Genomic DNA, 25,976 nt, shown 5'->3' with positions numbered 1-25,976 from the left:
ACTCTCGCTTTTATGTCGCGTTTGGTTCTACTAGCCACTTTATTTTATCATTAATACAGAAAGAAAAGAAAAAAAAGATGGCATAGGCTGCATCGCCTTACCATCTTTTTTAGAAAATTAAATATTGCAAGAAAGTTATCTTCTATTTTGAAGCGGTTCAACAATCACTCGTTGAATAAGCGCATTTAGAAGCGACATAATTACCGAGGCTAAAAGCGCTGTACCAAACCCGTCAATATTAAAAGAATCTCCCATAACACTTTGTGTAATCATCAGCGTAATGGCATTAATGACGAATAAGAATAGGCCAAGCGTAAGAAATGTCACCGGCAGGGTAAGTAAAATTAAAATCGGCTTAACAAACACATTCAAAATCGATAGAATTAAGCTCGCGATAATAGCTGCACTGACCGATTCCAAGTGAAAGGTGTCAATATAACCTGCGATTACGATTAATACGAGGGCATTGATTAAAATACTAATGATTCCACGCAATAACATTTTTAGAAATCTCCTTCTTCATTTGGAACTAAAAACACAAAAATCATATATAAAATGACCGGAGTACCTACTGTAAAAAATAAACTGATGATAAACAATACGCGGAGTAGTGAAGCATCTATTCCGATATACTGAGAAATACCGCCGATAACACCCGCAAGCTTGCGATTTGTTCGCGAACGATACAACTTTCGCACGTTAATCATCTCCTTTGCTTTTTTACTAAAACAAGCATTTTCTATTTTATAACAATTGAGCCCGTTTTGGATTCAGCTAACAATTTATAGCCTTTCGGCGAAGCGACATTTGCTTTGAAACGAAGTTGTTTCATCACCGTTTCTTTTTTCTCATCTACTATTTCCATCTCAGGAAGTGTACACGTAAAATTCCCAAAGTTAGATTTCAAATCTCCATCAACGGAGAGGTGGGACGGCGTATAGAGCGTAATGCTTCCTGTAGTCGTTTTGAAAAATGCTTTTTCAATGCGCTCTCCTTTTAAATACGTATCAATATCCCCGTTAAATGTCTGAACATCAATCTTTTTTGTATCTCCATCAAATTTAACCGTTCCATTGATTGTTTCAAGCTCACATTTCGAAGCGAGTATTCGAGAAAGTTCCATATGCCCGTTTGATGTCTCCATTTCAAGAGAATGGCTATTCACATCGTAAAAGCGGATGGTGCCATTAGCTGTTTTGGCTTTTAGGTCTCGTACGCTTAGTCTTTCCCCATCGATTGAACCATTAAACATACGGAGCTTGACGCGTTCATATTCCATTTCTGGAATATAAATAATCGCTTTCACCTTCATTTGCTTTTGCTGAATTGCAAAGCGCAGTTTGCCATTTTCGATGGAAAATGCGGTATGCTGCAAGAAAGTGCGGCGCGCTTCATCCGAATTCTCTACTTTGTAGATAGCAGCTTCACACTCTATTCGTACTTCTGTACTTCCCCAAGGTCGGAGTTGAACGCTTCCATTTGCTAAATCTACGTCAATCTCTTGAATATATGCTTCTGATTGCTGAAAGATGTGCTGAACGTCAATCGAAGGACCAAAGTTAAAATCTAAATCTCCTTCTTTTACTTTTTTTACCGTTTGATCTACAAATGTAAATAATTTTTCCTTTAAAGAGCTTTGAGATGACTTAGAAGCGTACGTTTTTTTCTGTTTTCCTCCTACATAAGGGGATAGCTCAGCTTTATCAGGCGTAGCATAGTAAGAGTCATTAGCTGAGTCTTTTTCCAGTGAATTCAGCAGGGTTAAAGCCTCATCTACGCTAAGTTTCCCTTCTTCTACCATCTGTAAAATTTGTTTGCGCTTTTCACTCATACCTTCCATCTCCTCTTTACGTTTTAGTCATTTAACTTTTATCTGCTTAATATTTGTATCCCTTTTACAATATTCCATACAAACACAACAACATTAACTAAAGAAACAACAACTAAAGCTACAATTAAAAGAATAAATACCGTTCCACTAGAGCCAGTAAGAGCAGGAAGCAAGAAAAATAAGAACAAGATCGCTGTAGCGATAGGTAATAAATGTGACAAAAATGCAGTTTTTGCATGTTTCTTTACTTCTATGTTATGAACAACAAAATAAATAATAATAGGTAATAAAAATGGTGCAAAGAAAACGCTAAAATAATTTAAGGAAGATAGTATGCGATTTCCTTCCATAATAATCAGCTCCTTATATCATGTATTACGTTTTAATGAGTTAAAAAGTTTCATTCTTTATAAAAAAGACACCAATGCTGGTGTCTTTTAACGAGTTAATGCCTCTGCTTTTTCAACTTTTTTCTCCATACGCTTACGGTCACGTTCTAAAATTGGCTTCAAATAATGGCCCGTATAGGATTCTTTTACTTTCGCCACTTCTTCTGGCGTACCCGTAGCCACAATTTGTCCGCCTTTATCTCCACCTTCAGGCCCTAAATCAAGTAGATAATCAGCTGCTTTGATCACGTCTAAATTATGTTCGATCACTAGAACTGTATCTCCATTTTCAACTAAACGCTGAAGCACTTTTAATAAACGTGCGATATCATCGACATGAAGACCGGTAGTCGGTTCGTCTAAAATGTACAGCGTTCTTCCTGTTGAGCGACGGTGAAGCTCTGAAGCTAACTTTACACGCTGGGCCTCTCCACCCGATAAAGTAGTGGCCGGCTGTCCAAGCGTGATATAGCCAAGTCCTACATCGTAAATGGTCTGCAGCTTCCGCTTAATCTTTGGAATGTTTTCAAAGAAGTGAAGCGCGTCTTCAACTGTCATATCCAACACATCTGAAATGTTTTGATCTTTGTATTTTACTTCTAAAGTTTCCCGGTTATATCGTTTGCCGTGGCAGACTTCGCAAGGAACGTATACATCTGGCAGGAAATGCATTTCGATTTTAATAATACCGTCTCCTCGACAAGCTTCACATCGGCCGCCTTTCACGTTAAAGCTAAAGCGGCCTTTTTTATATCCGCGCACTTTTGCTTCGTTTGTTTGGGCAAATACATCTCGAATGTCATCAAATACACCCGTATAGGTTGCAGGGTTTGAACGAGGCGTACGGCCTATGGGAGACTGATCAATATCAATGACTTTATCTAAATGTTCAATGCCTTTGATTTCTTTATGTTCTCCTGCTTTGCTTTTTGCTTTATGCAGCTTTTGCGCCAATGATTTGTGAAGGATATCATTTACAAGCGTACTCTTACCTGATCCAGATACACCTGTAACAGCTGTGAATACACCTAACGGAAGCTTTGCTTTTACATTTTTTAAATTGTTTTCTTTTGCTCCTATAATTTCAATCATCCGATCTTTATCTATCGAACGTCTTTCGGCTGGAAGTGGAATAAACTTCTCTCCTGATAGATATTGACCCGTTAAGGAATTTTCATCATCCATCACTTCCTGAGGCGTGCCTTGAGAAACAACGGCACCCCCGTGTACGCCGGCTCCTGGTCCGATATCAATTAAATAATCAGCTGCCATCATCGTATCTTCATCATGCTCTACAACAATCAACGTATTTCCAATATCGCGCATGTCTTGCATTGTGCGAATTAAGCGATCGTTGTCACGTTGATGAAGACCGATAGAAGGTTCATCTAAAATATAAAGAACCCCCGTCAAACGAGAACCGATTTGAGTAGCCAAGCGAATGCGCTGCGCTTCCCCTCCTGAAAGAGTTCCAGCAGAGCGGTTCAATGTTAAGTAATCAAGTCCCACGTTAATGAGAAAGCTTAGACGCTCACGAATTTCACGCAGTATCATATCCGCAATCTTCATGTCTTTTTCAGATAAACTGAGACTTTCAAAAAAGTCATATGCTTCTTTTACTGAAAAGCGTGTTGTATCTCCTATATGCTTTTCGTCAATAAGCACCGCTAAGCTTTCGCGTTTTAAACGATTTCCTTTACATTTTGGACAAGCTTGCTGAGCCATGTATTTTTCCATTTGCTCACGGATATAATCAGAACTTGTTTCATGATAACGGCGTTCTACGTTCCGAAGCACACCTTCAAATTCGATATGATTTTCTCTTACTTGGCCAAAATCATTTTCATAGCGAAAATAAATTTTTTCTTTACCGCTGCCATATAATACTTTATCAAATAAATGTTCCGGGATATCTCGAACCGGCACATCCATGTCGATGCCGTAATGTGTACATACGGCTTCAAGCAGCTGCGGATAGTATTGAGAACTTGTTGGCTCCCAAGGTGCAATTGCGTGCTGATGAAGTGTTAAGTCATAGTTAGGAATCACTAAATCTTTATCCACTTCCAATTTCGTTCCTAAACCGTCACACGTTGGACACGCCCCGTACGGACTATTAAATGAAAACATGCGGGGCTCAAGTTCTCCAATGGAGAAGCCACATTTTGGACAAGCATGATGCTCGCTAAAAAGTAATTCTTCCTCACCTATTACATCAATAATTACTTTCCCATCTCCAAGGCGAAGAGCTGATTCCAAAGAGTCCGACAAACGAGCGGCTACACCTTCTTTGACAACAACGCGATCAATCACTACTTCAATGGAGTGCTTTTTGTTTTTTTCCAGTTCAATTTCTTCTGTTATTTCACGCATTTCTCCGTCTACTCGAATGCGAACGTACCCTTCCTTTTTAATATCTTCTAATACTTTTACATGGGTGCCTTTTCGGCCAGATACCACAGGGGCCAGTACTTGAAGTTTTGTACGTTCAGGGTACTCTAAAATTCTATCTACCATTTGCTCAATCGTTTGAGACGTAATTTCAATTCCATGATTAGGACAAATCGGCTTTCCTACACGAGCAAACAAAAGGCGCAAATAGTCATAGATTTCGGTCACAGTTCCGACGGTTGAACGAGGGTTTCGGCTCGTTGTTTTTTGATCGATTGAAATAGCAGGCGACAATCCTTCGATCGAATCTACATCTGGCTTATCCATTTGACCTAAAAACTGTCTTGCATACGCCGAAAGTGACTCGACATAACGTCTTTGTCCTTCAGCATAGATTGTATCGAAAGCTAAAGAAGATTTACCAGAACCTGACAACCCTGTTAATACCACTAATTTGTCTCGCGGGATTTCAATATCGATATTTTTCAAATTGTGGGCTCGTGCACCTTTTACCACGATTTTTTCCATCGCCATGTTTTATCACCCTTCCGCTTTTAATTCTAGAATCAAGTCACGAAGCTCAGCTGCGCGTTCAAAGTTAAGCGCTTTGGCTGCTTCTTTCATTTCTTGTTCCATTTCTTCTACGAGCTTTGCTTTTTCTTTTTTATTGAGTTTATCAAATGCCGGTGCTTCTTCATACGTTTCTGTATCTTCTGCTACTACTGTTGCACGAATTGAGCCTCGAACTTCTTTTTGAATCGTTGTCGGTGTGATACCATGCTCTTCGTTGTAAGCTTCTTGAATACTTCTACGACGCTTGGTCTCATTGATAGCAATGTCCATGGAGTTTGTGATGCGATCTGCATACATAATGACATGTCCATTAGCATTTCGCGCAGCACGTCCGATGGTTTGAATAAGCGATCGTTCTGAACGCAAGAATCCTTCTTTGTCCGCATCTAATATGGTTACTAACGAAACTTCTGGAATATCTAAACCTTCACGGAGTAAGTTAATCCCTATGAGCACATCATATTTTCCAAGCCGCAGCTCTCGGATAATTTCAATACGCTCGAGCGTCTTCACCTCAGAGTGAAGATATTGAACTTTAATGCCAATTTCTTTTAAGTAGTTCGTTAAATCCTCAGACATTTTCTTTGTTAACGTCGTGACGAGCACTCGTTCATTTCGCTTAATCCGGTCGTGAATTTCTCCAATTAAATCATCAATCTGCCCTTCAATTGGTCGAACTTCAATATTTGGATCTAATAATCCCGTTGGACGGATAATTTGTTCAATCACCTCAGGCGCCTTCTCAAGTTCGTAAGGACCTGGTGTTGCTGAAACATGGACGATTTGTTTAATATGCTGTTCAAATTCATCAAATTTAAGCGGACGGTTATCTAATGCAGACGGCAAGCGGAAACCATGGTCCACCAACACTTGTTTACGCGCTTGGTCTCCATTATACATTCCTCTAACTTGAGGAATGGTAACGTGGGATTCATCCACCACAAGAAGGAAATCTTCCGGGAAGAAATCCAGCAGTGTATAAGGTGTAGAACCAGCCGGACGAAGCGTTAAATGACGAGAATAATTCTCGATTCCTGAACAAAATCCCATTTCTCTCATCATTTCTAGATCGTAGCGAGTGCGCTGCTCCAAGCGCTGCGCTTCTAAAAGCTTTCCTGCTTCTTTTAACTTCTCTAGCTGTTCTTCTAGTTCTTTTTCAATGTTTTGAATGGCCACACGCATTTTTTCTTCCCTCGTGACGAAGTGAGATGCCGGGAAGATAGCCACGTGTTCACGATCTCCAATAATTTCTCCTGTTAAGGCGTCGACTTCGCGAATGCGGTCAATTTCATCCCCGAAAAATTCCACGCGAATACAGTGTTCATCTCGAGACACAGGAAAAATCTCAACAACATCACCGCGAACGCGGAACGTTCCGCGCTTGAAGTCAATATCGTTTCTTTCGTACTGTACATCCACTAGCGTACGAAGCAGCTGATTGCGTTCTTTTTCCATTCCTACTCGAAGAGATACGACCATTTCTTTGTATTCTTCCGGAGACCCTAATCCATAAATACAGGATACGCTGGCAATAATAATGACATCTTTTCGTTCAAAAAGAGCAGAAGTTGCCGAGTGACGAAGTTTATCAATCTCGTCATTAATGCTTGCATCTTTTTCAATAAATGTATCTGTTTGAGGTACATAAGCTTCAGGCTGATAGTAATCATAGTAACTGACAAAGTATTCGACTGCATTATTAGGAAAAAACTCTTTAAACTCACTGTACAATTGACCAGCAAGCGTTTTGTTATGAGCCATTATTAATGTCGGCTTATTTATTTCCTTAATAACATTAGACATAGTGAAGGTTTTTCCCGTTCCTGTAGCACCTAATAATACTTGATGCTGCTTACCTTCTTTAATTCCTTTCACAATCTTTTCAATTGCCTTTGGCTGATCACCTTGCGGTTGATATGGGGATACTAATTCAAACTGATCTTTCAAATGAAGGCCTCCGTTTCTATTTTCTTGTTTTATATATTTTTATTACGATATGTAAAAACCGAAAACACGAACTGATATTCGTATTTTATCACTTTATACTCATAAATGAAACTAATGAGTATTAATCTTATATAGTGTTTGTTTGTTTTGATTTTTTACCCTGTTACTTTATTACCCACTAAATTCTTATACTACCCTTTTCGAGGGGAATACAACTCTTTAGATGAAAGCAATAAAAGAAAGTAAGCTGCCTAATTGTTTGAAAAAGATAGGCTTTTGCGCCAATTTCTAAATTATGATACAGTATAAAAAATATGTACTGAGAGGGGTTTAGTATGGCAAGCGTTGATCAAGTTCTTATAAATAACTCCTTTATAACAGTTGAAGAATCAACTTCTTTAGCTAAAGTGAAATCTGAACTTTCCAACTATGATTTCGTTGTAGTCACAGCAAGTACCTTTTATGTAATACAAAAAGATGAACGATACCTTTTAACAGGTCATGACGAGGCATCGTCCATTAAAAAAGTAATAGCGGACACAAATTGGCCTTCATCTTCTACTTCTACGTTAGCCAATTTACAAGCCAACACAAACTGGAATAGACCAGTCCTCATTCAAGCAGAAAACCAAGAAACCACAATAGGACTTGTAACACCTTCACAGTGGATTACACATTTGCATAGCCAAAATGAGATATTAGCTTCCTATTTTGATACATTGGCAGAAACCATTAATGATGCAGTGACAGCGGTCGATCATGAAGGAAATGTAATCTTGTGGAATACTGCTGCGGAACATACGTATAAGATTCAGAGAGATGATATTATTGGTAGAAAAATCGGAGAGCATTTTAAAGATGAATCCATCATTCTACATACGATTCTAAATGAAGGGCGTCCTGTGCGCGGAACGTATCATCGTCCTAATGAACAAACTCACGTGCTCATCAATGCATCTCCTATTATAAGAAACAACCGAGTCATAGGTGGAGTCGCAACCGAACATGACATTACCAATATTGTAAGACTAAATGAAGAAATTGATGTATCTCTTCTCATTCCGAAAGATAATCCATTTTCTTCTTTTGCGGGTATCAGTCCTGAAATTAAGCAAGCCGTTGACATTGCCAAAAAAGTGGCATCTACAGATATGCCTATTTTATTAACAGGAGAACCTGGTTCTGGGAAAGAAATGCTGGCTCAGGCCATCCACTACGGGGGATCCAAACATAAAGAACCTTTTTTATCTTTAAATTGCGCCACTATTCCATCTGGACTTCTGGAAATTGAACTCTTTGGTCATCAAAAAGACGTCTTTTCAGAAGATCCAACGACCATTGCAGGAAAACTGGAGCAGGCTCATAACGGGACGTTATTTATTGAAGAAATTGATAAAATGCCTCTTGAAATTCAAGTTAAGTTTCTCCGTTACTTGGAAGAACGAGCCTTTTATCACGTTGGAGGCACGGAAGAAATTCAAGTCCAAACCCGAATTGTAGCCTCTACTACGACGCCTTTGGAAGAGTTGCTAAAAGCCGGTGAATTCCATGAAAATCTTTACTATTTGCTGACCGTCATTAATATTATCATTCCGCCGCTTCGAGACCATAAAGAAGACATTGAAGCATTAACGCAGCAATTTGTACAGGAATTTAGTAAAAAGTATAAAAAGAAGGCTCCTTTCATCAGCTCTGAAGTTCTCGAAGCCTTTATGCAATACGATTGGCCAGGAAATATTCGCGAGCTGAGAAATACGATTGAACGAATGATTTTTCTTAGTGATCAGTCGTTGATTACCCTTACGCACCTTCCTGACAATCTGAAGGATGCCAGTTCTTTCACAGAAGTTCAAAAAGAAGAAGATTCTCTCCAAGAAGCTAGGCTAATAGAAGAGACTCTTCAAAAAACCTATGGAAACAAAAGTGCAGCAGCAGATCTGCTTGGCATTTCGCGCGGCACCCTTTATAACAAAATCAAAGAATACGGATTAAACTAATTAAAAAATTCGACACGAAGCTCAGGATACTTGTGTCGAATTTTTTATGTTTCTTGGACTGAACTTATTTGGAGAAATTTTTTAATACGAACCATACGTTGGCGGGGCGTTCGGCTAGGCGTCTCATGAAATACCCAAACCAATCAATTCCGTAAGGAACATAAACCCTGACTTTATATCCTTCTTTGACCAGACGATCCTGTAGCTCTACGCAAATTCCATAAAGCATTTGGAACTCAAACTGATCATTTGAAATGCCGTTTTCTCTTACTAATCGTTTTGTATACTGAATCATTTCCTCATCATGACTTGCTACAGCTGTATAATGTCCATTTAATAAATGCATTTTAATGATTTTTTTATAGTTTTCATCTACGTCTTTCTTTTCCGGAAACGATACTTCTGGCGATTCTTTGTAAGCTCCTTTTACCAGACGTAAATTGGCTTGATATTGATGTAAGTCATTCATATCTTGTTCTGTACGATAAAGATACGCTTGAATCACAATTCCAATATTATCAAATTCTTTGCGTAATTCTTTATACATATCAAGGGAGATTTGGCAGTGCAAGTAGTCTTCCATATCAATTCGAACAAAAATATCATTCACTCTGGCTGTGTGTAGAATTCTGCGCATATTTTCCATACAAAGCTCTTTGCTAATATCCAATCCTAAAGAAGTCATCTTTAATGATAAATTTGATTGAACGCCCGATGCTGCAATGGCTTCTAGTGTCTGAATGCACATGGCCGTAGATAACCTAGCTTCCTCTTCTGTAAAAACAAATTCGCCTAAATGATCGAGTGTCACAACTTTCCCACCATTGTTAAGCTCCTTGGATGTTTGAATTGCTGATTCAATTGAGTCTCCAGCAACAAAACGAGCTGCCCCCATCCGCAATCCATACTTTTTAGCTAATTTATTCATTGAATGATTTTTGCCAAGCGACTGAAACATCGTTCTCATTAACACTTCCATCGATACTAAACCTCCTTCTATTTTTAAAAATCAAAATAAATATAATTTTCAGATTAATTTCTTTATTTTTCTATACCCTAACTACATATTTGTACACGTATTTAAAATAATTTACACAAAATTGTTTAAGTTATTTTATTTACAAACATATTTGTATAATTAATTTAATTATACTCATTTATCGATGGAACCGTAACAACAGTGTTATGAGTTCTAACTCGTTTTTCGACATAAAAAAGCTCTCCACATTTCGTAGAGAGCTTCTGCGTAAGTTTTGATAATAGGACGATTCACTTATCATCAAAGCAACAATCTTTATTTTCCAGCTGCTAGCATGCCTTTTGCATATATAAAACCAATGGCTGCTGAAAGTAAAGCTATTAAAATAATAAGCGGATAATCTGCGTACCCTTTATATACAGAAACAGCTATCAACAAAAGCGTCAGCGCTGTGGCAACATATAGGTTATATGTTACTCTAGCAAACAGAACAAGCAATATGGCGGGTAGAAAAACTGCGGCAATCGTTTTGACTTCCACAAACATTTCTCCTTTTTATCCGTCTTTTAACCAGCTTGTGAATTACGTTTTGTATAATTGTGTACAAACAAAATACCTAGTTCATGATGTTCGTTGTCATACAATGCTCGCTGAGTAAAGCGAACTTCTCCATTTTCGTCAATAACTTCTAGCTTACAAAAAGCACGGTTATTCACTTGTAATGCTTCATAAAATTTATGGACTTCAGATATAGCGATTCCATTTACTTTAATAATCACTTCTCCTACTTTCAAACCCATTTTCTCTGCCGGAGAATGAGGGATGATTCCTAACACAACCAAACCTTGTGTACGCTTAGTAAATAGTGCGGGCGCTTTTTCATCGCTTCGACGCTGCTGCAAACGAATCCACTCTCTTCCTATGATCGCTAGAATAACAACAGCGACAGCGGCAGGAGGATAAAAAATAGCAACAATTGTAATAATCGTTAATCCCACGCCTAATGCTAATACACGCTTACCGGTAAATTCAATAGATTTAAACGGAACCATACTTTGAATTCGCTGATAAAAACCGATAGCAAAAGGAACAAAAAACAGGCTAAATGATGTTCCGTCAATAGATAACACAGGCCACCATGGAAACACAGACGTAATGGCGCTGCCTGGAATTAAGACAAAAAGCGGAACAACCCATAATTTTTGAGAATAATGAGCCCCAATTTCCTGCCCTCTTTTACTTTTCACAATGGCTGGAGACGTACCTTTTGCTCCAAACTTCCAAATTAAATATCCTTCTGCTAATACAAGCAGCGACATTAAAATAGTAAGAGAAGGTAAATCTGCGTTATGAGCTTGCACAGACCACGTTTGAATAAATCCTTCACCGAAACCAGCTGCAGGAATAAGCAAGGTCGCAAGCACAGCCAGTCCTACGGTATAAGAAGGAGAAAGCCATTTAAACGTCCACGGGCCGCTTATGATAAAAGTTAAAACAGCTACAAGTACAATCGTTCCTATAGATACATAGACACCTAGCAACACGGTAACAACGGATAAAATCAAACCAATAATGATACCTGGAAAAAATAAATATTTTGCTTCTAAAATAAAATCAAACACGCGAACATGAAAATTCTGACGCTCTCTCTTGACGCGAGAAAGACCTACAAAAAACGAGACGAGCAGAAATAAATAAGTTAACGGGTGCAAAAATAAACGCCCGATACCTTTTAAAAGCTCTAATGCAAAATCCATTTTTTCACCACCTGTATTTTTCACATTTTTATTACAACATTTACGATTGATTGTTATGTATCATAGGCTTCTTTATTTTATCAAAATGCATCACTAACCGACAATGTTGTTTTTACTAAAAAAGTTCCGTGCTTTGGAAAAGCACGGAACTTTTTCTACTTCTTATTGACTAGCTAGCTTTAAAGCCGTTTGAAGCTGACGATCTTCATCTTTGGATTTAATTTTTTCTAATAGTTTTGTTTGTAAAAGCGCTGCTGTATCTTCATCAATTTCACCTGTAGCTTTTTGCTTATTGGCTTTTTGGAATGCAGTTACAGCTGTTTCTGTCTCTTTACTAAAATATCCGTCTGTACGTCCAGGTTCAAAGCCAAGGCCTTTTAGCATCACTTGAGCATTCTTCACTTGGTCACCTGTCATATCACGTGTTAATGGCTTTTTATCAACTTGAATTGGATTTGCATAATAGTAATCCGGCTGCTTGACTTCTACCGTTGGTTTTATACCTTTTTCGTTAATCCAGTTTCCATCAGGCGTTAGCCATTTATAGAACGTTAATTTTAAATTACTGCCGTCTTCCATTGGAACAGCTTGTTGAACCGTTCCTTTTCCATAGGATTTTTCACCGACTAGCTTGTATCCGCCTGCTTCTTTTAATGCCCCGGCAAGAATTTCAGAAGCAGATGCACTTCCTCCATCAATCAAGGCCACAATTGGATAATCCTTTTGCTTTTTCATTGAAGAAACCACTTTTTGACGTTCACCGTTACGATCTTCAATTTGAATGTATGGCTTTTTATTCGTTACTAATTTATCGAGCATTTTTTCAACACTCGTTAAATAGCCACCAGGATTTCCACGAACATCTAGAACTAAACCATCAATATGTTTATTTTCAAGTTTTTTCAACTGTTTCGTAAATTCGTCTCCCGTTGACTCAGAGAATGACGTAATTTCCATGTAACCAATTTTTTTATTGTTTACATTTTTAACAGAAGAATAGACGGTTTCAATTGGAATCTCATCTCTTACAACTTTTACTTTCATCGTTTCTTTCACGCCTGGTCTTTGAACATCTAATGTCACGGTAGAGCCTTTTTTACCGCGAATTTTTAATACCGCTTCATTCAATTCAAGACCCGCGATACTTTTACCATCGATCTTTAAAATCTGATCATTTGGTTTTAATCCTGCTTTTTCCGCAGGAGATTGTTTAAACGGAGCTACGATTGTTACTTTTCCATCTACCATGCTTACTTCAGCACCAATCCCCTCAAACGATGAATCAAGAGACTGCGTGAATTGCTGTGCCGTTTTCTTATCCATGTAAGATGAGTGAGGGTCTCCTAAGGTTTGTACCATTCCTTGGATTGCGCCATCTAATAATTTTTTGTCATCTACATCTTTGTAATATTTTGAAGATATCAGTTCGTAAGCCTGCTTGATTTTGTCTAGCTCTTCCTTTTCCACTTTACTATCATTTGAAGAAGTTGTAAGGGGGGTACTGACCGTTCCAGCATTTGCATACTGAATGCCAAAATATGTACCTGCTGCTCCAACAACTAAGGAGAGTGCCATTAATAGTGCAACGATTTTCCGATTCAAGTTCTTTCATCCTCCTCAACCTTAAGCCATCTCTTCTTATTATAATAGATACAACCAAAACTATGTAATAAAAAGGATGCATGTGTTATTTGTAGCAAAAGGCACCACACAAATCAAGTGCGATGCCTTTTTGTTAAACTATATGTTGAGCTTGTACCACGTATGCTAGGAACTTAAAATTTAATATAACGTTCAGGGTTTACAGCAGAGCTTTTGCCTTTCCAATCGCCCTTATGCAATTCAAAATGCAGGTGAGCACCAAACGAACGTCCTGTGTTCCCTATATAACCTAATTGTTGACCTTTATTGATAGATTGACCACTTGAGACGCTGTAGCTCTCTAAGTGAGCATAAACTGTAACCCACGTCTGACCTTCGACATTGTGACGAATAAATACGGCATTACCAAAAGAAGAAGAATGATATGCTCTAATTACTTTTCCGCTTGCTGCGGCTACAACTGGCACACTTTCTCCTCGCTTTCCAATATCAATACCGTAATGTCCTCTTCCAAACGTTTCTCGATATCCAAAATGAGATGTTACCGGGCCCTTTGCCGGCCTCATAAACGACCCGCTTGTAACAGGTGGTGCCTCCTCTGTTGCCCCGGCTTTTTCAATTTCTTGCTGTTGAGCTTGTGCTGCATTTTTTTGATCGGCTAAAATAGAAGCTTGCTCTTCTAATCCAACGGCTTCTTCATTAAATTCTTTTTCCTGATCTTTGAGCGTTTGCATGAGGTGATTCTTTTCATCCACTTGTTTTTGCAGCTGCGCACGAAGATTTTTAAGTTCTTCAAGCGCTTGATTTACTTCCGTTAGCTTGTTTTGAACTTTTGTTTCTTTCTCTTCTTTTGCCTTTTTATCAGCTTCATGCTGCATTAACAAATCGCGGTCAGCCCCTACAATTGTCGAAACCGCACTCACTCTGCTAATAAAGTCTCCGAAGCTTTCAGAGCCTAGCAGTACATCTATGTAATCCACAGACCCGCCGTTTTCTTGTAAAGCACGAGCACGCTTTTTTAATAGCTCATTTCGTTTTTCAATTCTTTTTTTTACAACGTCAATTTCATTTTTCAGCTTTTCGATGTCTTGCTTTGCTTTTTCTACTTCAGCTTCACGGCTGCGGATGTCTGCATTTGTCTGTCCGACTTCTGAATCCAAACGCACAATCTCAGCTTCTTCGTTTTTTTGCTGTTCTTGAACTTCTTTTAATTTCTCTTTATTTTGATTAATATTTTGGTTCACATCGTTACTTTTTTTCTCTAAATCACTGAGTTTAGTAGTGCTGGCACTTTCTGCATAAGCAACTTTTTCATTACCTATCCAAGCTGTACCTAGTCCAACTAAAACTGCTGCTGTCATTACTAATGTCTTACGTGTCATTTGTTTCTCCCCATTTGCACATATTTCCCCGTATAAACGGGCATTAGCAAGACCCCCATTAGCACTTTTTTCTATTTTTATCTGTAATTACACAACAACCTCACATCTGATAAACATCAAATGTGAGGTTGTTATAATCTATTATGTTAAAAATCTATCTTTATTTTCGTAAGAATTTACGGATGGATAATGTACTTCCCCACATCCCAATTAGACCACCGATTACAAGTAGTAATAGCGATACTTGAAGCACGAATGGAAAAGCAGGTAAAAGTTCAAAGAATCCACCGAACTTAGGCTGAACTTCATTATATAAAACGCTGTACACACCGATAATAACAGCAATTGGCACAATAGAACCAAGCACTCCTAAAAACAGACCTTCAATAAAGAACGGCCAGCGAATAAAGGAGTTTGTGGCTCCAACTAAGCGCATAATTTCAATCTCTTCACGGCGAGCTACAATCGTAATTTTAATTGTATTTGAAATGAGGAACATCGCTGTAAATAGAAGCCCTAAAATCAGTACTACTCCGATATTACGAGCTACTTTCAGCACTTTAAATAACTTTTCAACTTGATCTTGTCCGTATTGAACTTTTGCTGCATACGGATATTTCTCAATTTGTTTAGCTACTTTTGCGACATCAGTCGGCTCTTTTGTTTTAACAACAAACACATCATTTAATGGGTTTTGCTGCTCAAACGGTTCAAAAGCTTGTCCTTCATCACCCATACTATTAATTAAATCTTTTAACTCTTTATCTTTAGAAGAAAACGTCACCGTATCAACTTGCTTAATTGCATCTAGCTTTTCTTTCATTGCTTTTCGATCATCCGCTGTCGCTGCAGCATCAACGTGAACGCGAATTTCCACATCATTTTCAATCAATTTAGCAATGTGATTTAAATTCATCATCAACATAAAAAATACGCCTACAAGCAAGAGCGTCACGGTAACCGCGCTTGCAGATGCGAATGTCATCCAGCCGTTTCTTCCTAAACTTTTAGATCCTTCACGTAAGTGGCGACCGAATGTCCTAGCCTTCATATCCGTATTCACCTCTTACTTCATCACGCACAACATTTCCATTTTCAATCGCAATTACGCGCTTTCGAATTGTATTTACAATTTCACGGTTATGCGTTGCCATTAAAATAGTCGTACCGCGTTTATTAATCTCCTCAAAAATATCCATGATTTCCCATGAGGTCTCCGGATCAAGGTTCCCTGTCGGTTCGTCGGCGATGACAACCTTAGGACTATTCACAATTGAACGCGCAATAGACACACGCTGCTGCTCTCCTCCAGATAATTCATCAGGGAAAGAATCCATTTTACCCTTTAACTTAACAAGCTCTAGCACCTCTAGCACTCGCTTTTTAATTTCTTCGGGACTTTGCTCAATTACTTCTAGTGCAAAAGCAATGTTTTCATAGACCGTTAATTTTGGAAGCAGCTTGAAATCTTGAAAGACTACACCAATATGACGTCTAAAGATAGGAACTCTGCTATCTTTTATTTTTGCTACATTTGCACCGTTTACAATGATATTTCCTGAAGAAGGCTTTTCTTCACGATACATCATTTTAATAAAAGTGGATTTTCCTGCTCCACTTGGTCCTACGATATAAGCAAACTCACCTTGATTAATCTTGATGCTAATGCCATTGATTGCTTTTACACCGTTCGGATACGTTTTATATACATTTTGCATTTCAATCATAAGTAATCACCTAATCAAGTGTGTTATTTTAATACTATGTAAAACTTGTCAAAATACGACAAAACTCTACAATTCAAACCAAAAATTCGACTCTTCTCACGCGCTTTCTCATTATAACATCACTCTTCGTGAAAATAAGCCCCAAAAATATTACATTTTTATTTCAAATATGACATAAGTAGGATATTTTTAGCAGGGTATGAGAATTTATCCTTATTTTTAATTCTGTTGTTTTTTGCTGTTCATTTTTTTACGAATATCGTTAGACAAAGCACATTCATGTCTACTTTTTTACAAACAAGGTATGATAAATAAGAAAAACGATGAGGAGAGATAACATGATCACTATTTATGGAAGTTCACGGGAAAACGGAAATACGGAAGAATTGGCTAAAGCAGTCTTAAAAGATATCAATACTGAAGAAGTTTACTTACGTAGGCATACCATTAACCCCATTACTGATATGCGTCACGATGAACATGGATTTACCAATCAACAAGATGATTATTATGATATAGCGAAAAAGATGGCAGCGCACGATACTATTTTATTTGTTACGCCTCTTTACTGGTACGGTATGAGCGGATTGATGAAGAACTTTGTGGATCGTTGGTCTGAAAGCCTTAGAGATTCGACAATCAACTTTAAAGAACAAATGAAAAATAAGCGCGTCTATGTATTAGTAGTCGGGGGCACAGGCGCATCTGTAAAGGCCCTTCCTCTTATTATGCAATTTCAATACATTGTCGATTTTATTGGTTCTTCCTTTAGCGGATACATCATTGGAGAAGCCAATGCACCTGGAGACATAGCAAAAGATGTCAAAGCTCAACAGCAAGCTATTGTCTTAAATGAACAATTAAAGCAGCTTTAACACAAAAATAAGACGGATACCCGTCTTATTTTTTCTTTGCCAGCCAAGCCGCAACTTTTTTGGCATCTTCTTCATTAATCAGTCCTTTTGGCATACCGCCTTGACCATTGTTAATAATGTTTTCAATTTCAGCTTCTGAGTGCTTGCTGCCTACATGCTGCAAGCTTGGCCCATTTGCTCCTCCTAAATCTACACCGTGACAGCCTGTACAGTTTTTCTTCACAATATCTTCTGCACTCGCTGAAGATTCACCGGCAGATTCATTTTTGGAACTGCCTCCGCCGCACGCGGACAAAACAAGCGCTAGGCCAATTGTTAACGTTAATAATACTTTTTTCAAGCCTTCTCCCCCTTGCTGTAGAGTTTTCACTCTATTATAACCTACTCAAGAATGTTTAAAACACTCTGTTTACAAGGACTTTGTTTCAATTTCATGAATTCTCTCATCGTATTTATGTATGAGGTCAAGCAATTGATTCGTTTCCTAAACGTTTTTTGTATACTACGCGTGAAATTGTCACACTGAGCTCATATAAGAGCAGAAGCGGGACAATGACTAAAATATCCGAAATAAAATCAGGAGGAGTAATAAGCACAGATATCACAATTAAAGCAAAATAAGATAACTTCCTTGCTTTAGCTAACCTCACTGGATTTAGAACCCCTAAACGCGTTAAAAATAAGACAACTAAAGGCATTTCAAATAAAAAACCAAATGGTAAACACAGATTAAGCATAAAACGGAAATAATGCTCCGCCGTAAACATGAGTGAAAACTGATCATTCGACAAACCTGTTAAAAATGCTAAAACCATTGGAAATAAAACAAAATAACCAAACCCCAAGCCACTTACAAATAAGAGAAAAAAGAATGGAATGAAGGTAATCATAATCTTATACTCTTCCTTTTTTAATCCCGGTGAAACAAACCGAAATACTTGATAAGCAGCTACTGGAAGTGTAAAAGCAAGCGCAAAAACAAATGCAATCACCATATAAATCCATACAATTTCACTTGGTCCAAGTACAGCAAGCTTGCCGTCCAAATCTTTCACTAGCCACTGATAAATATCTTGTACAAATACAAAACTGACAATAAGTAAAACTACAAATGCACAAAGTGTTTTAATAATACGAACACGCAATTCTTCAAGGTGCTCCATCAAGCTCATTTCTCCCATTGTCTATTTCTCCTTTCTGACAAGTAGAAATAGACGAGTTTCCTCGTCTATTTCCTTACTTACAATGTCGATTCATTCCTTTTTTGTTCAGAAACGGTTGCTGCCTGCTTTTCTTTAACACTTTCATCATCTGATACGAGCCCTTTTGCTGCTCCTTTAAATTCAGTTAATGTTCGCCCAAACGCCCGTCCAACTTCCGGCAGCTTAGACGGCCCAAAAATAATTAACGCAATGACCAAAATAATAACTAAACCAGGAATTCCAATATTAGAAAGCATACTTGACCTCCTTTCCCTTACTCAATTTACTGCTGTACTTTTTCTTTCTTTTTCAACTCTTGTTTTTCATGTGCTTTCCCGTGTGCCCGCATACGATCTTCCTCTACTTCCTTAGAAATCTTTAGCCCACGCGGCACGTTATTTACTTCAACTTCTGTCATACCTTTTCCATCTTTTTTATATTGAAAGGAAGCTCGAGTTGAAATTTCCGCACCAGGTTCTGTTACAAAAGGCACAACGCGATAATCAGCTTGCCATATATCAGGAGTGACCGTACACCTTACATATCCTCTGTAATCATTAAAGAATGTGAGATGTGGATTTTGACTTAAAATTTTATCCGTATCAGCTCGTTTATCTGCTCCGTTCCCTCCGGAAGTGATGGAGGTGCCAACGAACTCTGCACCAATAATTCTTGAATTAAGATTGGCAAAATCCGTGTGTAAATTAGAAGCCCAGTTAGCGTGCACATCTCCAGTTAGTACAATGACGTTGTCCAACTTTTTCTTTTCAATAAAATCAATAACACGCTGACGATTCGCCGTATACCCATCCCATGCATCCATGCTGTATGTAGGCTTAGCCGCCGTTCCAAATTTTCTGGGAGCAAAGAAAATTTGTTGAGCCAGTACGTTCCAATGACACGCTGATTTTTCAAGATTAGTAAAAAGCCATTTTTCTTGTTCAATCCCTAATAGCGTACGTTTAGGATCAAGAGATTCTGGCGTTTGCGGCTTTGTTCCGTCTCCATTTGCTTGATCGTCTCTGTATTGACGCGTATCCAACACTTGAAAGGAAGCTAGTTTCCCATATGAAAAGTCACGATACAATCTCATATCCGTTCCGTGAGGCAAGGATGTTTGACGCAAAGGCATATGTTCGTAATAAGCTTGATAAGCTGCCGCGCGGCGTTGAATAAATGCTTCTACTGATTGTCCTTTTTCAGGAATTACATTTGCATAATTGTTTTCTACTTCATGATCATCCCACGTCACAATCCACGGAAAAGCAGCATGAGCAGACTTCAAATTGGCATCTGACCTGTACTGAGCATGCCTGTTTCGATAGTCTTGAAGCGTTTGAATTTCTGCGCTGCTGTGAGTACGAACATTTCCGCTTGCAGCCACATACTCGTTTGGTCCATATTCATAGATGTAATCGCCCAAATGAACCACAAAATCCAATTGTTCTTTAACCATATGTTCATAAGCTGTAAAGTAACCATGTTCATACTGTTGACACGAAGCGAATGCAAACGTCATGCTGGCTACTTCTGCATTTGCTGAAGGAAGTGTTTTTGTTTTTCCAACCGGGCTTAACTCATGACCGCTTTTAAATCGATAATAATAAATACGGCCTGGCTTTAATCCTTTTACATCAACGTGAACAGAGTGAGCAAGTTCAGGTCTAGCTATTTCTGTTCCTCGTTTGACAATTCGATGAAAGTCTTCATCTTCGGCAAGCTCCCATTTTACTGGAACGGGTTGATTAGGCATTCCCCCGCCATTCAATGGGTCTGGTGCTAATCTTGTCCAAAGAACAATACTATCTGCTAAAGGATCTCCCGATGCGACGCCTAAAGTGAACGGATAACTTGAAAATTTAGGCGCTGCCGCTGAAACTTCTACTGCATTTAAACCGATAGACTGAGCAATTGTTAAGCCAAGTGATACTCCTGCTACTTTTCCAGCTCCTTGTAAAAAATGCCTTCTATCAAACCCTTTACTCGAAGAAAAACTGTTCTGTTTTACTTGCTCTATTAATTCGTGTAACGATTTATTTGCCACTGCACATGCCCCTTCCTCTTGATTTAACTCAAATTATAAAAGCTGTTTGTAAAAGAGGTATAAAGGATTGTAAAGAAGCATTTACCATAAAATAGGTATTTTAAACCATTTTATTTCATTGACAAAATAAGCGAACGGACGACAGCAACCTTTAAATTTCTGCATTTTCTTAATTTTCTATCTACAAATAGTTCTTTACGCTCGTTTTTCTTCATTCAAATTTTACAAAGTCCTAACAACTAAAAAAAGGCAGCATACCGAGGTATACTGCCTTTTGATTAAATATGAGAACGTAAATACGCATCAATAAACGGATCTAGATCTCCATCCATTACACTTTGCGTGTTTCCGACTTCCGTATTTGTGCGGTGATCTTTTACTAACGAATACGGATGGAATACGTAAGAACGAATTTGACTTCCCCATCCAATATCTTTTTGTTCTCCGCGGATTTCAGCTAGCTGTTCTTGCTGCTTCTCAATTTCTAACTGATACAACTTAGATTTTAACATCTTCATTGCTTGCTCACGGTTTTTAATTTGTGAACGTTCCGTCTGACAAGATACGACTACATTAGTTGGGAGGTGAGTAATACGAACAGCTGAATCTGTTGTATTGATATGCTGACCTCCGGCACCGCTTGCACGGTACGTATCAACCTTCAAATCTTCCGTACGAATATCAATTGAAATTTCATCGTTAAATTCCGGCATTATGTCGCACGATACGAATGACGTATGGCGACGGCCTGATGAATCAAACGGAGAAATACGAACTAGACGATGAACGCCTTTTTCAGCTTTTAAATACCCGTACGCATTATGGCCTTTAATTAAAAGCGTTACACTTTTAATACCAGCTTCATCCCCAGGTAAGTAATCAAGTGTTTCTACTTTGAAACCTTTTTTCTCCGCCCAGCGCGTATACATACGTAGTAACATTGAACCCCAATCCTGTGATTCTGTTCCACCAGCACCTGGGTGCAATTCTAAAATGGCGTTATTTTTATCATACGGCTCGCTTAAAAGCAGCTGTAATTCAAAGTCGTTCATGCCTGAAATAAGCTCTTTTAGTTCACTAACTAGTTCTTCTGCTAAATCTTCATCATATTCTTCTTTTACAAGTTCATGAGATATCTGTAAATTTTCGTATGTTTCATCTAAGTGGTTAAATTGATTTACTGCATCTTTTAAACCATTGGCTTCATTAATAACAGTCTGAGCTGCCTGCTGGTCATTCCAAAAATTTGGATCAGCCATAGTCTCATCTAATTCATCGATACGAGCTTGTTTTGTATCGAGGTCAAAGAGACCCCCTAAAGTCCGCTAATCGCTTAGCTGTTTTGTCAAGTTCTTGCTTAATTTCTACTAAATCCATGAGTTAAACACCTCTATTTTATTTTTGACGCACAGGAAGGAAATGAGAAGACTCATTTCCTTCCTGTACTAGTTCATTCTATACTAATTGACTCTTATTTTATGATTCTTTACCGCAGCAGTTTTTATACTTTTTGCCACTTCCACAGATACAAGGATCATTTCGGCCAACTTCTATCGCATTTACTTTTGGCTTCTTCTTAGCCGGCGCGTCTCCTTCTTTTGGATGAACAGCCGCCTGACCTTGCGCTACTTCTTGACGCTCAAGGTTGTTGTTAATTTCTGCTTTCATGATATACTTCGTCACTTCTTCTTCAATGGTTGCAATCATATTTTCAAACATCGCAAAACCTTCCATTTGGTATTCGCGAAGAGGATCTGTTTGGCCGTACGCACGAAGGTGGATACCTTGGCGAAGCTGATCCATCGTATCGATATGATCCATCCATTTAGAATCAACTGCTCTAAGAACAACTACTTTTTCGAATTCACGCATTTGTTCTTCAGGGAGCTGCTCTTCTTTTTCATTATAACGAGCTTTTGCATGATCTACCAGCAGTTCTACCATTTCTTCAGGCTCTTTACGGCGAAGATCTTCTTCTGTGACTTCGCCTTCCTCAAGAACATTAGCATTTACGTAATCAATAATCGCTTGTAAATTCCATTCTTCTTCTAATTCTTCACGCGGTGTATTTACCTCAACCACACGCTGTAGCGTTGATTCAATCATACGTTCTACAATCGCACGTAAGTTGTCTGAATCAAGCACTTCAAAGCGTTGTTTGTAAATAACTTCACGCTGCTGACGAAGAACATCATCATATTGAAGCAATTGTTTACGCGCATCAAAGTTATTACCTTCAACGCGTTTTTGAGCGGATTCAACAGCTCTTGTTACAATTTTACTTTGAATTGGCTGTGAATCATCCATACCAAGACGATCCATCATCGCCATCATATTATCAGAACCAAATCGGCGCATTAATTCATCTTCCATGGATAGATAGAATTGAGACACCCCTGGGTCCCCTTGACGTCCAGCACGTCCGCGGAGCTGATTATCAATACGACGTGATTCATGACGCTCTGTACCAATTACAGCAAGACCTCCAGCTTCAACGACACCTTCACCTAGTTTAATATCCGTACCACGACCGGCCATATTCGTTGCGATTGTTACCGCACCTTTGTGACCCGCATTCTCGATAATATCCGCTTCACGCTCATGCTGTTTTGCATTTAAAACGTGATGGCGAATGCCTTTTTTCTTTAATAATGCTGATAAAACTTCAGATGTTTCAATCGCAACTGTACCAACAAGAACAGGCTGTCCTTTTGCGTGGCGCTCGGCAATATCTTCCACTACCGCATTAAACTTGCCTTCCATTGACTTGTAAATTAAATCCGCTTTATCATCACGTGAAATTGGCTTGTTTGTCGGAATAACGACAACGTGCATGTTGTAGATATTACGGAATTCTTCTTCTTCCGTTTTAGCTGTACCCGTCATACCTGATAATTTTTCATACATACGGAAGTAGTTTTGGAATGTAATTGTAGCTAACGTCATGCTTTCATTTTGAATCTCAACGTTCTCTTTAGCTTCGATAGCTTGATGCAAGCCGTCACTAAAACGTCTTCCTTTCATCAAACGACCAGTAAATTGGTCAACGATTACGACTTGATCTTCATCAATTACATAATCCACATCGTTTTGCATCGTTACATGTGCTTTAAGCGCTTGGTTGATGTGATGGTTTAGCGCTACGTGTGAAATATCAAATAAGTTTTCAATGCCAAATGCGCGCTCGGCTTTTGACATACCTTCTTCGGTTAGCTGAACGCTTTTTGTTTTGATATCAAAAGTAAAATCGGTTTCTTTATCAAGCGTGCGAACGAATGCATTAGCTTGAATATAAAGCGCAGTCGATTTCTGTGCGCTGCCGGATATAATAAGCGGCGTACGTGCTTCATCAATTAAGATAGAGTCAACTTCATCGATTACAGCAAAATGAAGCGGACGTTGAACCATTTGTTCTTTATAAAGCACCATGTTATCACGTAAATAGTCAAATCCTAGTTCATTATTTGTACTATACGTAATATCCGCTGCATATGCTTCTTGTTTTTCTTCACGCGTTAAATGGTTTAAGTTTAACCCTACTTTCAAGCCTAGGAATTCATATAAACGACCCATTTCACTAGCATCACGGCTCGCTAAGTATTCATTGACTGTTACTACATGTACACCTTTGCCTGTAATGGCGTTTAAGTATACAGGCATAGTAGCTGTCAACGTTTTACCTTCACCCGTTTTCATTTCCGAGATATTCCCTTCATGCAGAGAAATACCCCCCATTAGCTGAACTTTGTACGGATACATGCCTAACACACGTTTCGCTGCTTCACGTACAACCGCAAAAGCTTCATCTAATAGGTTATCGAGCGATTCACCATTTTGGTAGCGTTGTTGAAATTCAGCTGTTTTTTCACGAAGCTGATCGTCCGTTAAAGACGCTATTTCAGGACCTAACGCATCAATTTGGTCCGCCATTTTTTCTAAACGGCCGATTTGGCGCTGATTGCCGTCAAACACTTTTTTAAATAATCCAAGCATATTAAAACGCTCCTCTATTTATAATCAGTACATTTTATACTATTTTCATTCATATCTGTATCTTTCATTATAAAACATTCTGAGTAAAATTGTAACATTGCAGCTAAACAAGTAGCAACTTGTACCCTTTTTCGTCTGTCTCTTTACTAGTACTACTCTATTAAGGAGTTATTTTCTATTGTGATTTTCCCTGCCTCACTCTTACAATAAAAAAGGGGAATGTAGAATGAACGTTCAAACGATTACGAAAGAACAAGCTTGGGAAGTCCGACATATCGTCATGTGGCCTCATAAAGATTTCAGTTATGTTCAGCTGAAAGAGGATCCATCAGGCATGCACTATGGACTGTTTGAAAAAGGAGAGTTAAAATCAGTTGTTTCCTTATTTATAACAGGTGATGAAGCTCAATTCCGGAAATTTGCTACGCTCAAAGAAGAACAAGGAAAAGGGTACGGCAGTCATTTGCTAAAAGAGGTTTTGTTCAAACTCAAGAATCTTGGGATACGAAGGGTCTGGTGTAACGCACGAGAAAATAAAGTATCTTTTTATCAGGCATTCAAAATGAAAGAAACCACGCGTGTATTCACCAAATCTTCTACACGCTATGTAGTTATGGAACTATTTTTTTAAACAGCTAAAAAAGCAGCGTGCGGAAGCACGCTGCTTTTATTTTACTGCTCTTATTTAAGAAAGACTGTAACCTTTAGTTTGGTTCAATCAATCCATATCGGCCATCTTTTCTTCGGTACACAACGTTTGTAATGTTTGTCTCAGCATTTGTAAATACAAAGAAACTATGTCCTAACATATTCATTTGTAAAATAGCCTCTTCGCTATCCATTGGTTTTAAATTAAATCGTTTTGTACGAACTAGCTCTAATTCATCCTCTTCAGTTGCAACAGCTACGTTCGCTTCACTTTCTAATGCTGCAAATAGATACTTCTCAGCACCTTTTTCACGCATTTTTCGATTCACTTTTGTTTTATGTTTACGAATTTGACGCTCTAATTTATCTAGGACAAGATCGACAGCTGCGTATAAATCACTGTGGGTCTCTTCAGCTCTCAATACGAGATCATTCATTGGGATTGTGACTTCTATTTTTTGATCGTTATTGTAGACTTTTAAGTTTACATTTACGTCAGCAGTTGGTGTCTCGTCGAAATAACGCTCTAACTTACCAAGCTTTTTCTCTACGTATTCCCTAATTGCTGGAGTCACCTCAATGTTTTCACCGCGAATGTTATACATCATGTTCGAACTCCTCCTTTAATCCATTGCTATA

The 25,976-nt window shown here is 38.4% G+C and carries 23 protein-coding genes; 3 read left to right on the top strand and 20 right to left on the bottom strand.

What is annotated here, in order from left to right:
- Window positions 1–135: 135 nt before the first annotated feature.
- The 6 genes from ACWATA_RS25210 to uvrB form a co-directional block, all read right to left on the bottom strand.
- Window positions 136–501: a phage holin family protein gene (locus tag ACWATA_RS25210; RefSeq protein ID WP_013059727.1), complete on the bottom strand. Its 366-nt coding sequence runs from the start codon at window positions 499–501 to the stop codon at window positions 136–138.
- Between the two features lie 2 nt (window positions 502–503).
- Window positions 504–698 (bottom strand): PspC domain-containing protein, encoded by a 195-nt coding sequence (locus ACWATA_RS25205; RefSeq protein WP_013059728.1) that lies wholly within the window; start codon window positions 696–698, stop codon window positions 504–506.
- 41 nt (window positions 699–739) lie between these two features.
- Window positions 740–1,831 carry a DUF4097 family beta strand repeat-containing protein gene (locus ACWATA_RS25200; RefSeq protein WP_028412039.1) on the bottom strand — a complete coding sequence of 364 codons (1,092 nt, stop codon included), beginning with the start codon at window positions 1,829–1,831 and terminating at the stop codon, window positions 740–742.
- Between the two features lie 38 nt (window positions 1,832–1,869).
- The gene (locus ACWATA_RS25195) at window positions 1,870–2,181 is read right to left on the bottom strand and encodes a hypothetical protein (protein WP_013059730.1); all 312 of its coding nucleotides are present in this window, start codon (window positions 2,179–2,181) and stop codon (window positions 1,870–1,872) included.
- A gap of 87 nt (window positions 2,182–2,268) precedes the next feature.
- Entirely contained in the window at window positions 2,269–5,145 is a 2,877-nt protein-coding gene (gene uvrA / locus ACWATA_RS25190) for an excinuclease ABC subunit UvrA (RefSeq protein WP_028412038.1), read from the bottom strand.
- A 6-nt stretch (window positions 5,146–5,151) separates the two neighbouring features.
- Entirely contained in the window at window positions 5,152–7,131 is a 1,980-nt protein-coding gene (gene uvrB, locus ACWATA_RS25185) for an excinuclease ABC subunit UvrB (protein WP_033580416.1), read from the bottom strand.
- A 335-nt stretch (window positions 7,132–7,466) separates the two neighbouring features.
- Between uvrB and ACWATA_RS25180 the strand changes: the two genes are divergently transcribed.
- Window positions 7,467–9,128 carry a sigma-54 interaction domain-containing protein gene (locus ACWATA_RS25180; protein WP_047749599.1) on the top strand — a complete coding sequence of 554 codons (1,662 nt, stop codon included), beginning with the start codon at window positions 7,467–7,469 and terminating at the stop codon, window positions 9,126–9,128.
- A gap of 64 nt (window positions 9,129–9,192) precedes the next feature.
- On the opposite strand, the gene ACWATA_RS25175 is transcribed toward ACWATA_RS25180, so the two are convergent.
- The 7 genes from ACWATA_RS25175 to ftsE form a co-directional block, all read right to left on the bottom strand.
- On the bottom strand, window positions 9,193–10,107 hold the full coding sequence (locus tag ACWATA_RS25175) for a proline dehydrogenase family protein (RefSeq protein WP_028412035.1): 915 nt from the start codon (window positions 10,105–10,107) through the stop codon (window positions 9,193–9,195).
- Window positions 10,108–10,422: 315 nt separating this feature from the next.
- Window positions 10,423–10,653 (bottom strand): DUF2198 family protein, encoded by a 231-nt coding sequence (locus ACWATA_RS25170; protein WP_473050267.1) that lies wholly within the window; start codon window positions 10,651–10,653, stop codon window positions 10,423–10,425.
- A 20-nt stretch (window positions 10,654–10,673) separates the two neighbouring features.
- Window positions 10,674–11,864 carry a PDZ domain-containing protein gene (locus ACWATA_RS25165; protein WP_328141563.1) on the bottom strand — a complete coding sequence of 397 codons (1,191 nt, stop codon included), beginning with the start codon at window positions 11,862–11,864 and terminating at the stop codon, window positions 10,674–10,676.
- A gap of 162 nt (window positions 11,865–12,026) precedes the next feature.
- Window positions 12,027–13,466, bottom strand: coding sequence for a S41 family peptidase (locus tag ACWATA_RS25160; RefSeq protein ID WP_028412032.1), 1,440 nt, complete (start codon window positions 13,464–13,466; stop codon window positions 12,027–12,029).
- A 173-nt stretch (window positions 13,467–13,639) separates the two neighbouring features.
- Window positions 13,640–14,848, bottom strand: a complete 1,209-nt coding sequence (locus tag ACWATA_RS25155; protein WP_430078317.1) for a murein hydrolase activator EnvC family protein — start codon at window positions 14,846–14,848, stop codon at window positions 13,640–13,642.
- A gap of 160 nt (window positions 14,849–15,008) precedes the next feature.
- On the bottom strand, window positions 15,009–15,899 hold the full coding sequence (gene ftsX, locus ACWATA_RS25150; RefSeq protein WP_280158342.1) for a permease-like cell division protein FtsX: 891 nt from the start codon (window positions 15,897–15,899) through the stop codon (window positions 15,009–15,011).
- A complete protein-coding gene (gene ftsE, locus ACWATA_RS25145; protein WP_013085414.1) occupies window positions 15,889–16,575 on the bottom strand; it encodes a cell division ATP-binding protein FtsE in 687 nt (228 codons plus the stop codon). Before ftsE ends, ftsX begins: the two co-directional genes overlap by 11 nt.
- Before the next feature lie 338 nt (window positions 16,576–16,913).
- On the opposite strand from ftsE, the gene ACWATA_RS25140 reads away from it, so the two are divergent.
- A complete protein-coding gene (locus ACWATA_RS25140) occupies window positions 16,914–17,450 on the top strand; it encodes a flavodoxin family protein (RefSeq protein WP_028412030.1) in 537 nt (178 codons plus the stop codon).
- Window positions 17,451–17,475: 25 nt separating this feature from the next.
- Here the strand turns inward: ACWATA_RS25140 and cccB are convergent, their stop codons facing one another.
- From cccB to secA, 6 genes are all read right to left on the bottom strand, one after another.
- The gene (gene cccB, locus ACWATA_RS25135) at window positions 17,476–17,790 is read right to left on the bottom strand and encodes a cytochrome c551 (protein ID WP_013059743.1); all 315 of its coding nucleotides are present in this window, start codon (window positions 17,788–17,790) and stop codon (window positions 17,476–17,478) included.
- Window positions 17,791–17,914: 124 nt separating this feature from the next.
- Window positions 17,915–18,631 carry a twin-arginine translocase subunit TatC gene (gene tatC / locus ACWATA_RS25130; RefSeq protein ID WP_028412029.1) on the bottom strand — a complete coding sequence of 239 codons (717 nt, stop codon included), beginning with the start codon at window positions 18,629–18,631 and terminating at the stop codon, window positions 17,915–17,917.
- A 59-nt stretch (window positions 18,632–18,690) separates the two neighbouring features.
- Window positions 18,691–18,909, bottom strand: coding sequence for a twin-arginine translocase TatA/TatE family subunit (locus ACWATA_RS25125; protein WP_028412028.1), 219 nt, complete (start codon window positions 18,907–18,909; stop codon window positions 18,691–18,693).
- 26 nt (window positions 18,910–18,935) lie between these two features.
- Window positions 18,936–20,669: an alkaline phosphatase PhoD gene (phoD, locus tag ACWATA_RS25120; RefSeq protein WP_372456118.1), complete on the bottom strand. Its 1,734-nt coding sequence runs from the start codon at window positions 20,667–20,669 to the stop codon at window positions 18,936–18,938.
- A 305-nt stretch (window positions 20,670–20,974) separates the two neighbouring features.
- Window positions 20,975–22,073 (bottom strand): peptide chain release factor 2 gene (gene prfB / locus ACWATA_RS25115; RefSeq protein WP_114896991.1). Its coding sequence is split into 2 segments (ribosomal slippage): window positions 20,975–22,009 and window positions 22,011–22,073, totalling 1,098 coding nucleotides; the frame shifts between segments, so codons are not numbered across the junction.
- A gap of 99 nt (window positions 22,074–22,172) precedes the next feature.
- Complete coding sequence (gene secA / locus ACWATA_RS25110) at window positions 22,173–24,689, bottom strand: preprotein translocase subunit SecA (RefSeq protein ID WP_013059748.1); 2,517 nt, start codon at window positions 24,687–24,689, stop codon at window positions 22,173–22,175.
- A 226-nt stretch (window positions 24,690–24,915) separates the two neighbouring features.
- On the opposite strand from secA, the gene ACWATA_RS25105 reads away from it, so the two are divergent.
- Window positions 24,916–25,320: a GNAT family N-acetyltransferase gene (locus ACWATA_RS25105; protein ID WP_028412025.1), complete on the top strand. Its 405-nt coding sequence runs from the start codon at window positions 24,916–24,918 to the stop codon at window positions 25,318–25,320.
- A gap of 73 nt (window positions 25,321–25,393) precedes the next feature.
- On the opposite strand, the gene hpf is transcribed toward ACWATA_RS25105, so the two are convergent.
- A complete protein-coding gene (hpf, locus tag ACWATA_RS25100) occupies window positions 25,394–25,945 on the bottom strand; it encodes a ribosome hibernation-promoting factor, HPF/YfiA family (RefSeq protein WP_013059750.1) in 552 nt (183 codons plus the stop codon).
- Between the last annotated feature and the right edge of the window lie 31 nt (window positions 25,946–25,976).

This window comes from Priestia sp. USM5 (assembly GCF_058323215.1).
This window is presented reverse-complemented; position numbering and strand designations above follow the sequence as displayed.

Coding starts and splice junctions, on each gene's coding strand:
- ftsX (WP_280158342.1), bottom strand. CDS start 15,899: ATGAAGGCTAGGACATTCGGTCGCCACTTACGTGAAGGATCTAAAAGT.
- ACWATA_RS25180 (WP_047749599.1), top strand. CDS start 7,467: ATGGCAAGCGTTGATCAAGTTCTTATAAATAACTCCTTTATAACAGTT.
- ACWATA_RS25105 (WP_028412025.1), top strand. CDS start 24,916: ATGAACGTTCAAACGATTACGAAAGAACAAGCTTGGGAAGTCCGACAT.
- ACWATA_RS25200 (WP_028412039.1), bottom strand. CDS start 1,831: ATGAGTGAAAAGCGCAAACAAATTTTACAGATGGTAGAAGAAGGGAAA.
- tatC (WP_028412029.1), bottom strand. CDS start 18,631: ATGGGAGAAATGAGCTTGATGGAGCACCTTGAAGAATTGCGTGTTCGT.
- ACWATA_RS25165 (WP_328141563.1), bottom strand. CDS start 11,864: ATGGATTTTGCATTAGAGCTTTTAAAAGGTATCGGGCGTTTATTTTTG.
- ACWATA_RS25210 (WP_013059727.1), bottom strand. CDS start 501: ATGTTATTGCGTGGAATCATTAGTATTTTAATCAATGCCCTCGTATTA.
- ACWATA_RS25170 (WP_473050267.1), bottom strand. CDS start 10,653: ATGTTTGTGGAAGTCAAAACGATTGCCGCAGTTTTTCTACCCGCCATA.
- secA (WP_013059748.1), bottom strand. CDS start 24,689: ATGCTTGGATTATTTAAAAAAGTGTTTGACGGCAATCAGCGCCAAATC.
- ACWATA_RS25140 (WP_028412030.1), top strand. CDS start 16,914: ATGATCACTATTTATGGAAGTTCACGGGAAAACGGAAATACGGAAGAA.
- ftsE (WP_013085414.1), bottom strand. CDS start 16,575: ATGATTGAAATGCAAAATGTATATAAAACGTATCCGAACGGTGTAAAA.
- ACWATA_RS25175 (WP_028412035.1), bottom strand. CDS start 10,107: ATGGAAGTGTTAATGAGAACGATGTTTCAGTCGCTTGGCAAAAATCAT.
- uvrA (WP_028412038.1), bottom strand. CDS start 5,145: ATGGCGATGGAAAAAATCGTGGTAAAAGGTGCACGAGCCCACAATTTG.
- hpf (WP_013059750.1), bottom strand. CDS start 25,945: ATGATGTATAACATTCGCGGTGAAAACATTGAGGTGACTCCAGCAATT.
- ACWATA_RS25195 (WP_013059730.1), bottom strand. CDS start 2,181: ATGGAAGGAAATCGCATACTATCTTCCTTAAATTATTTTAGCGTTTTC.
- ACWATA_RS25155 (WP_430078317.1), bottom strand. CDS start 14,848: ATGACACGTAAGACATTAGTAATGACAGCAGCAGTTTTAGTTGGACTA.
- ACWATA_RS25125 (WP_028412028.1), bottom strand. CDS start 18,909: ATGCTTTCTAATATTGGAATTCCTGGTTTAGTTATTATTTTGGTCATT.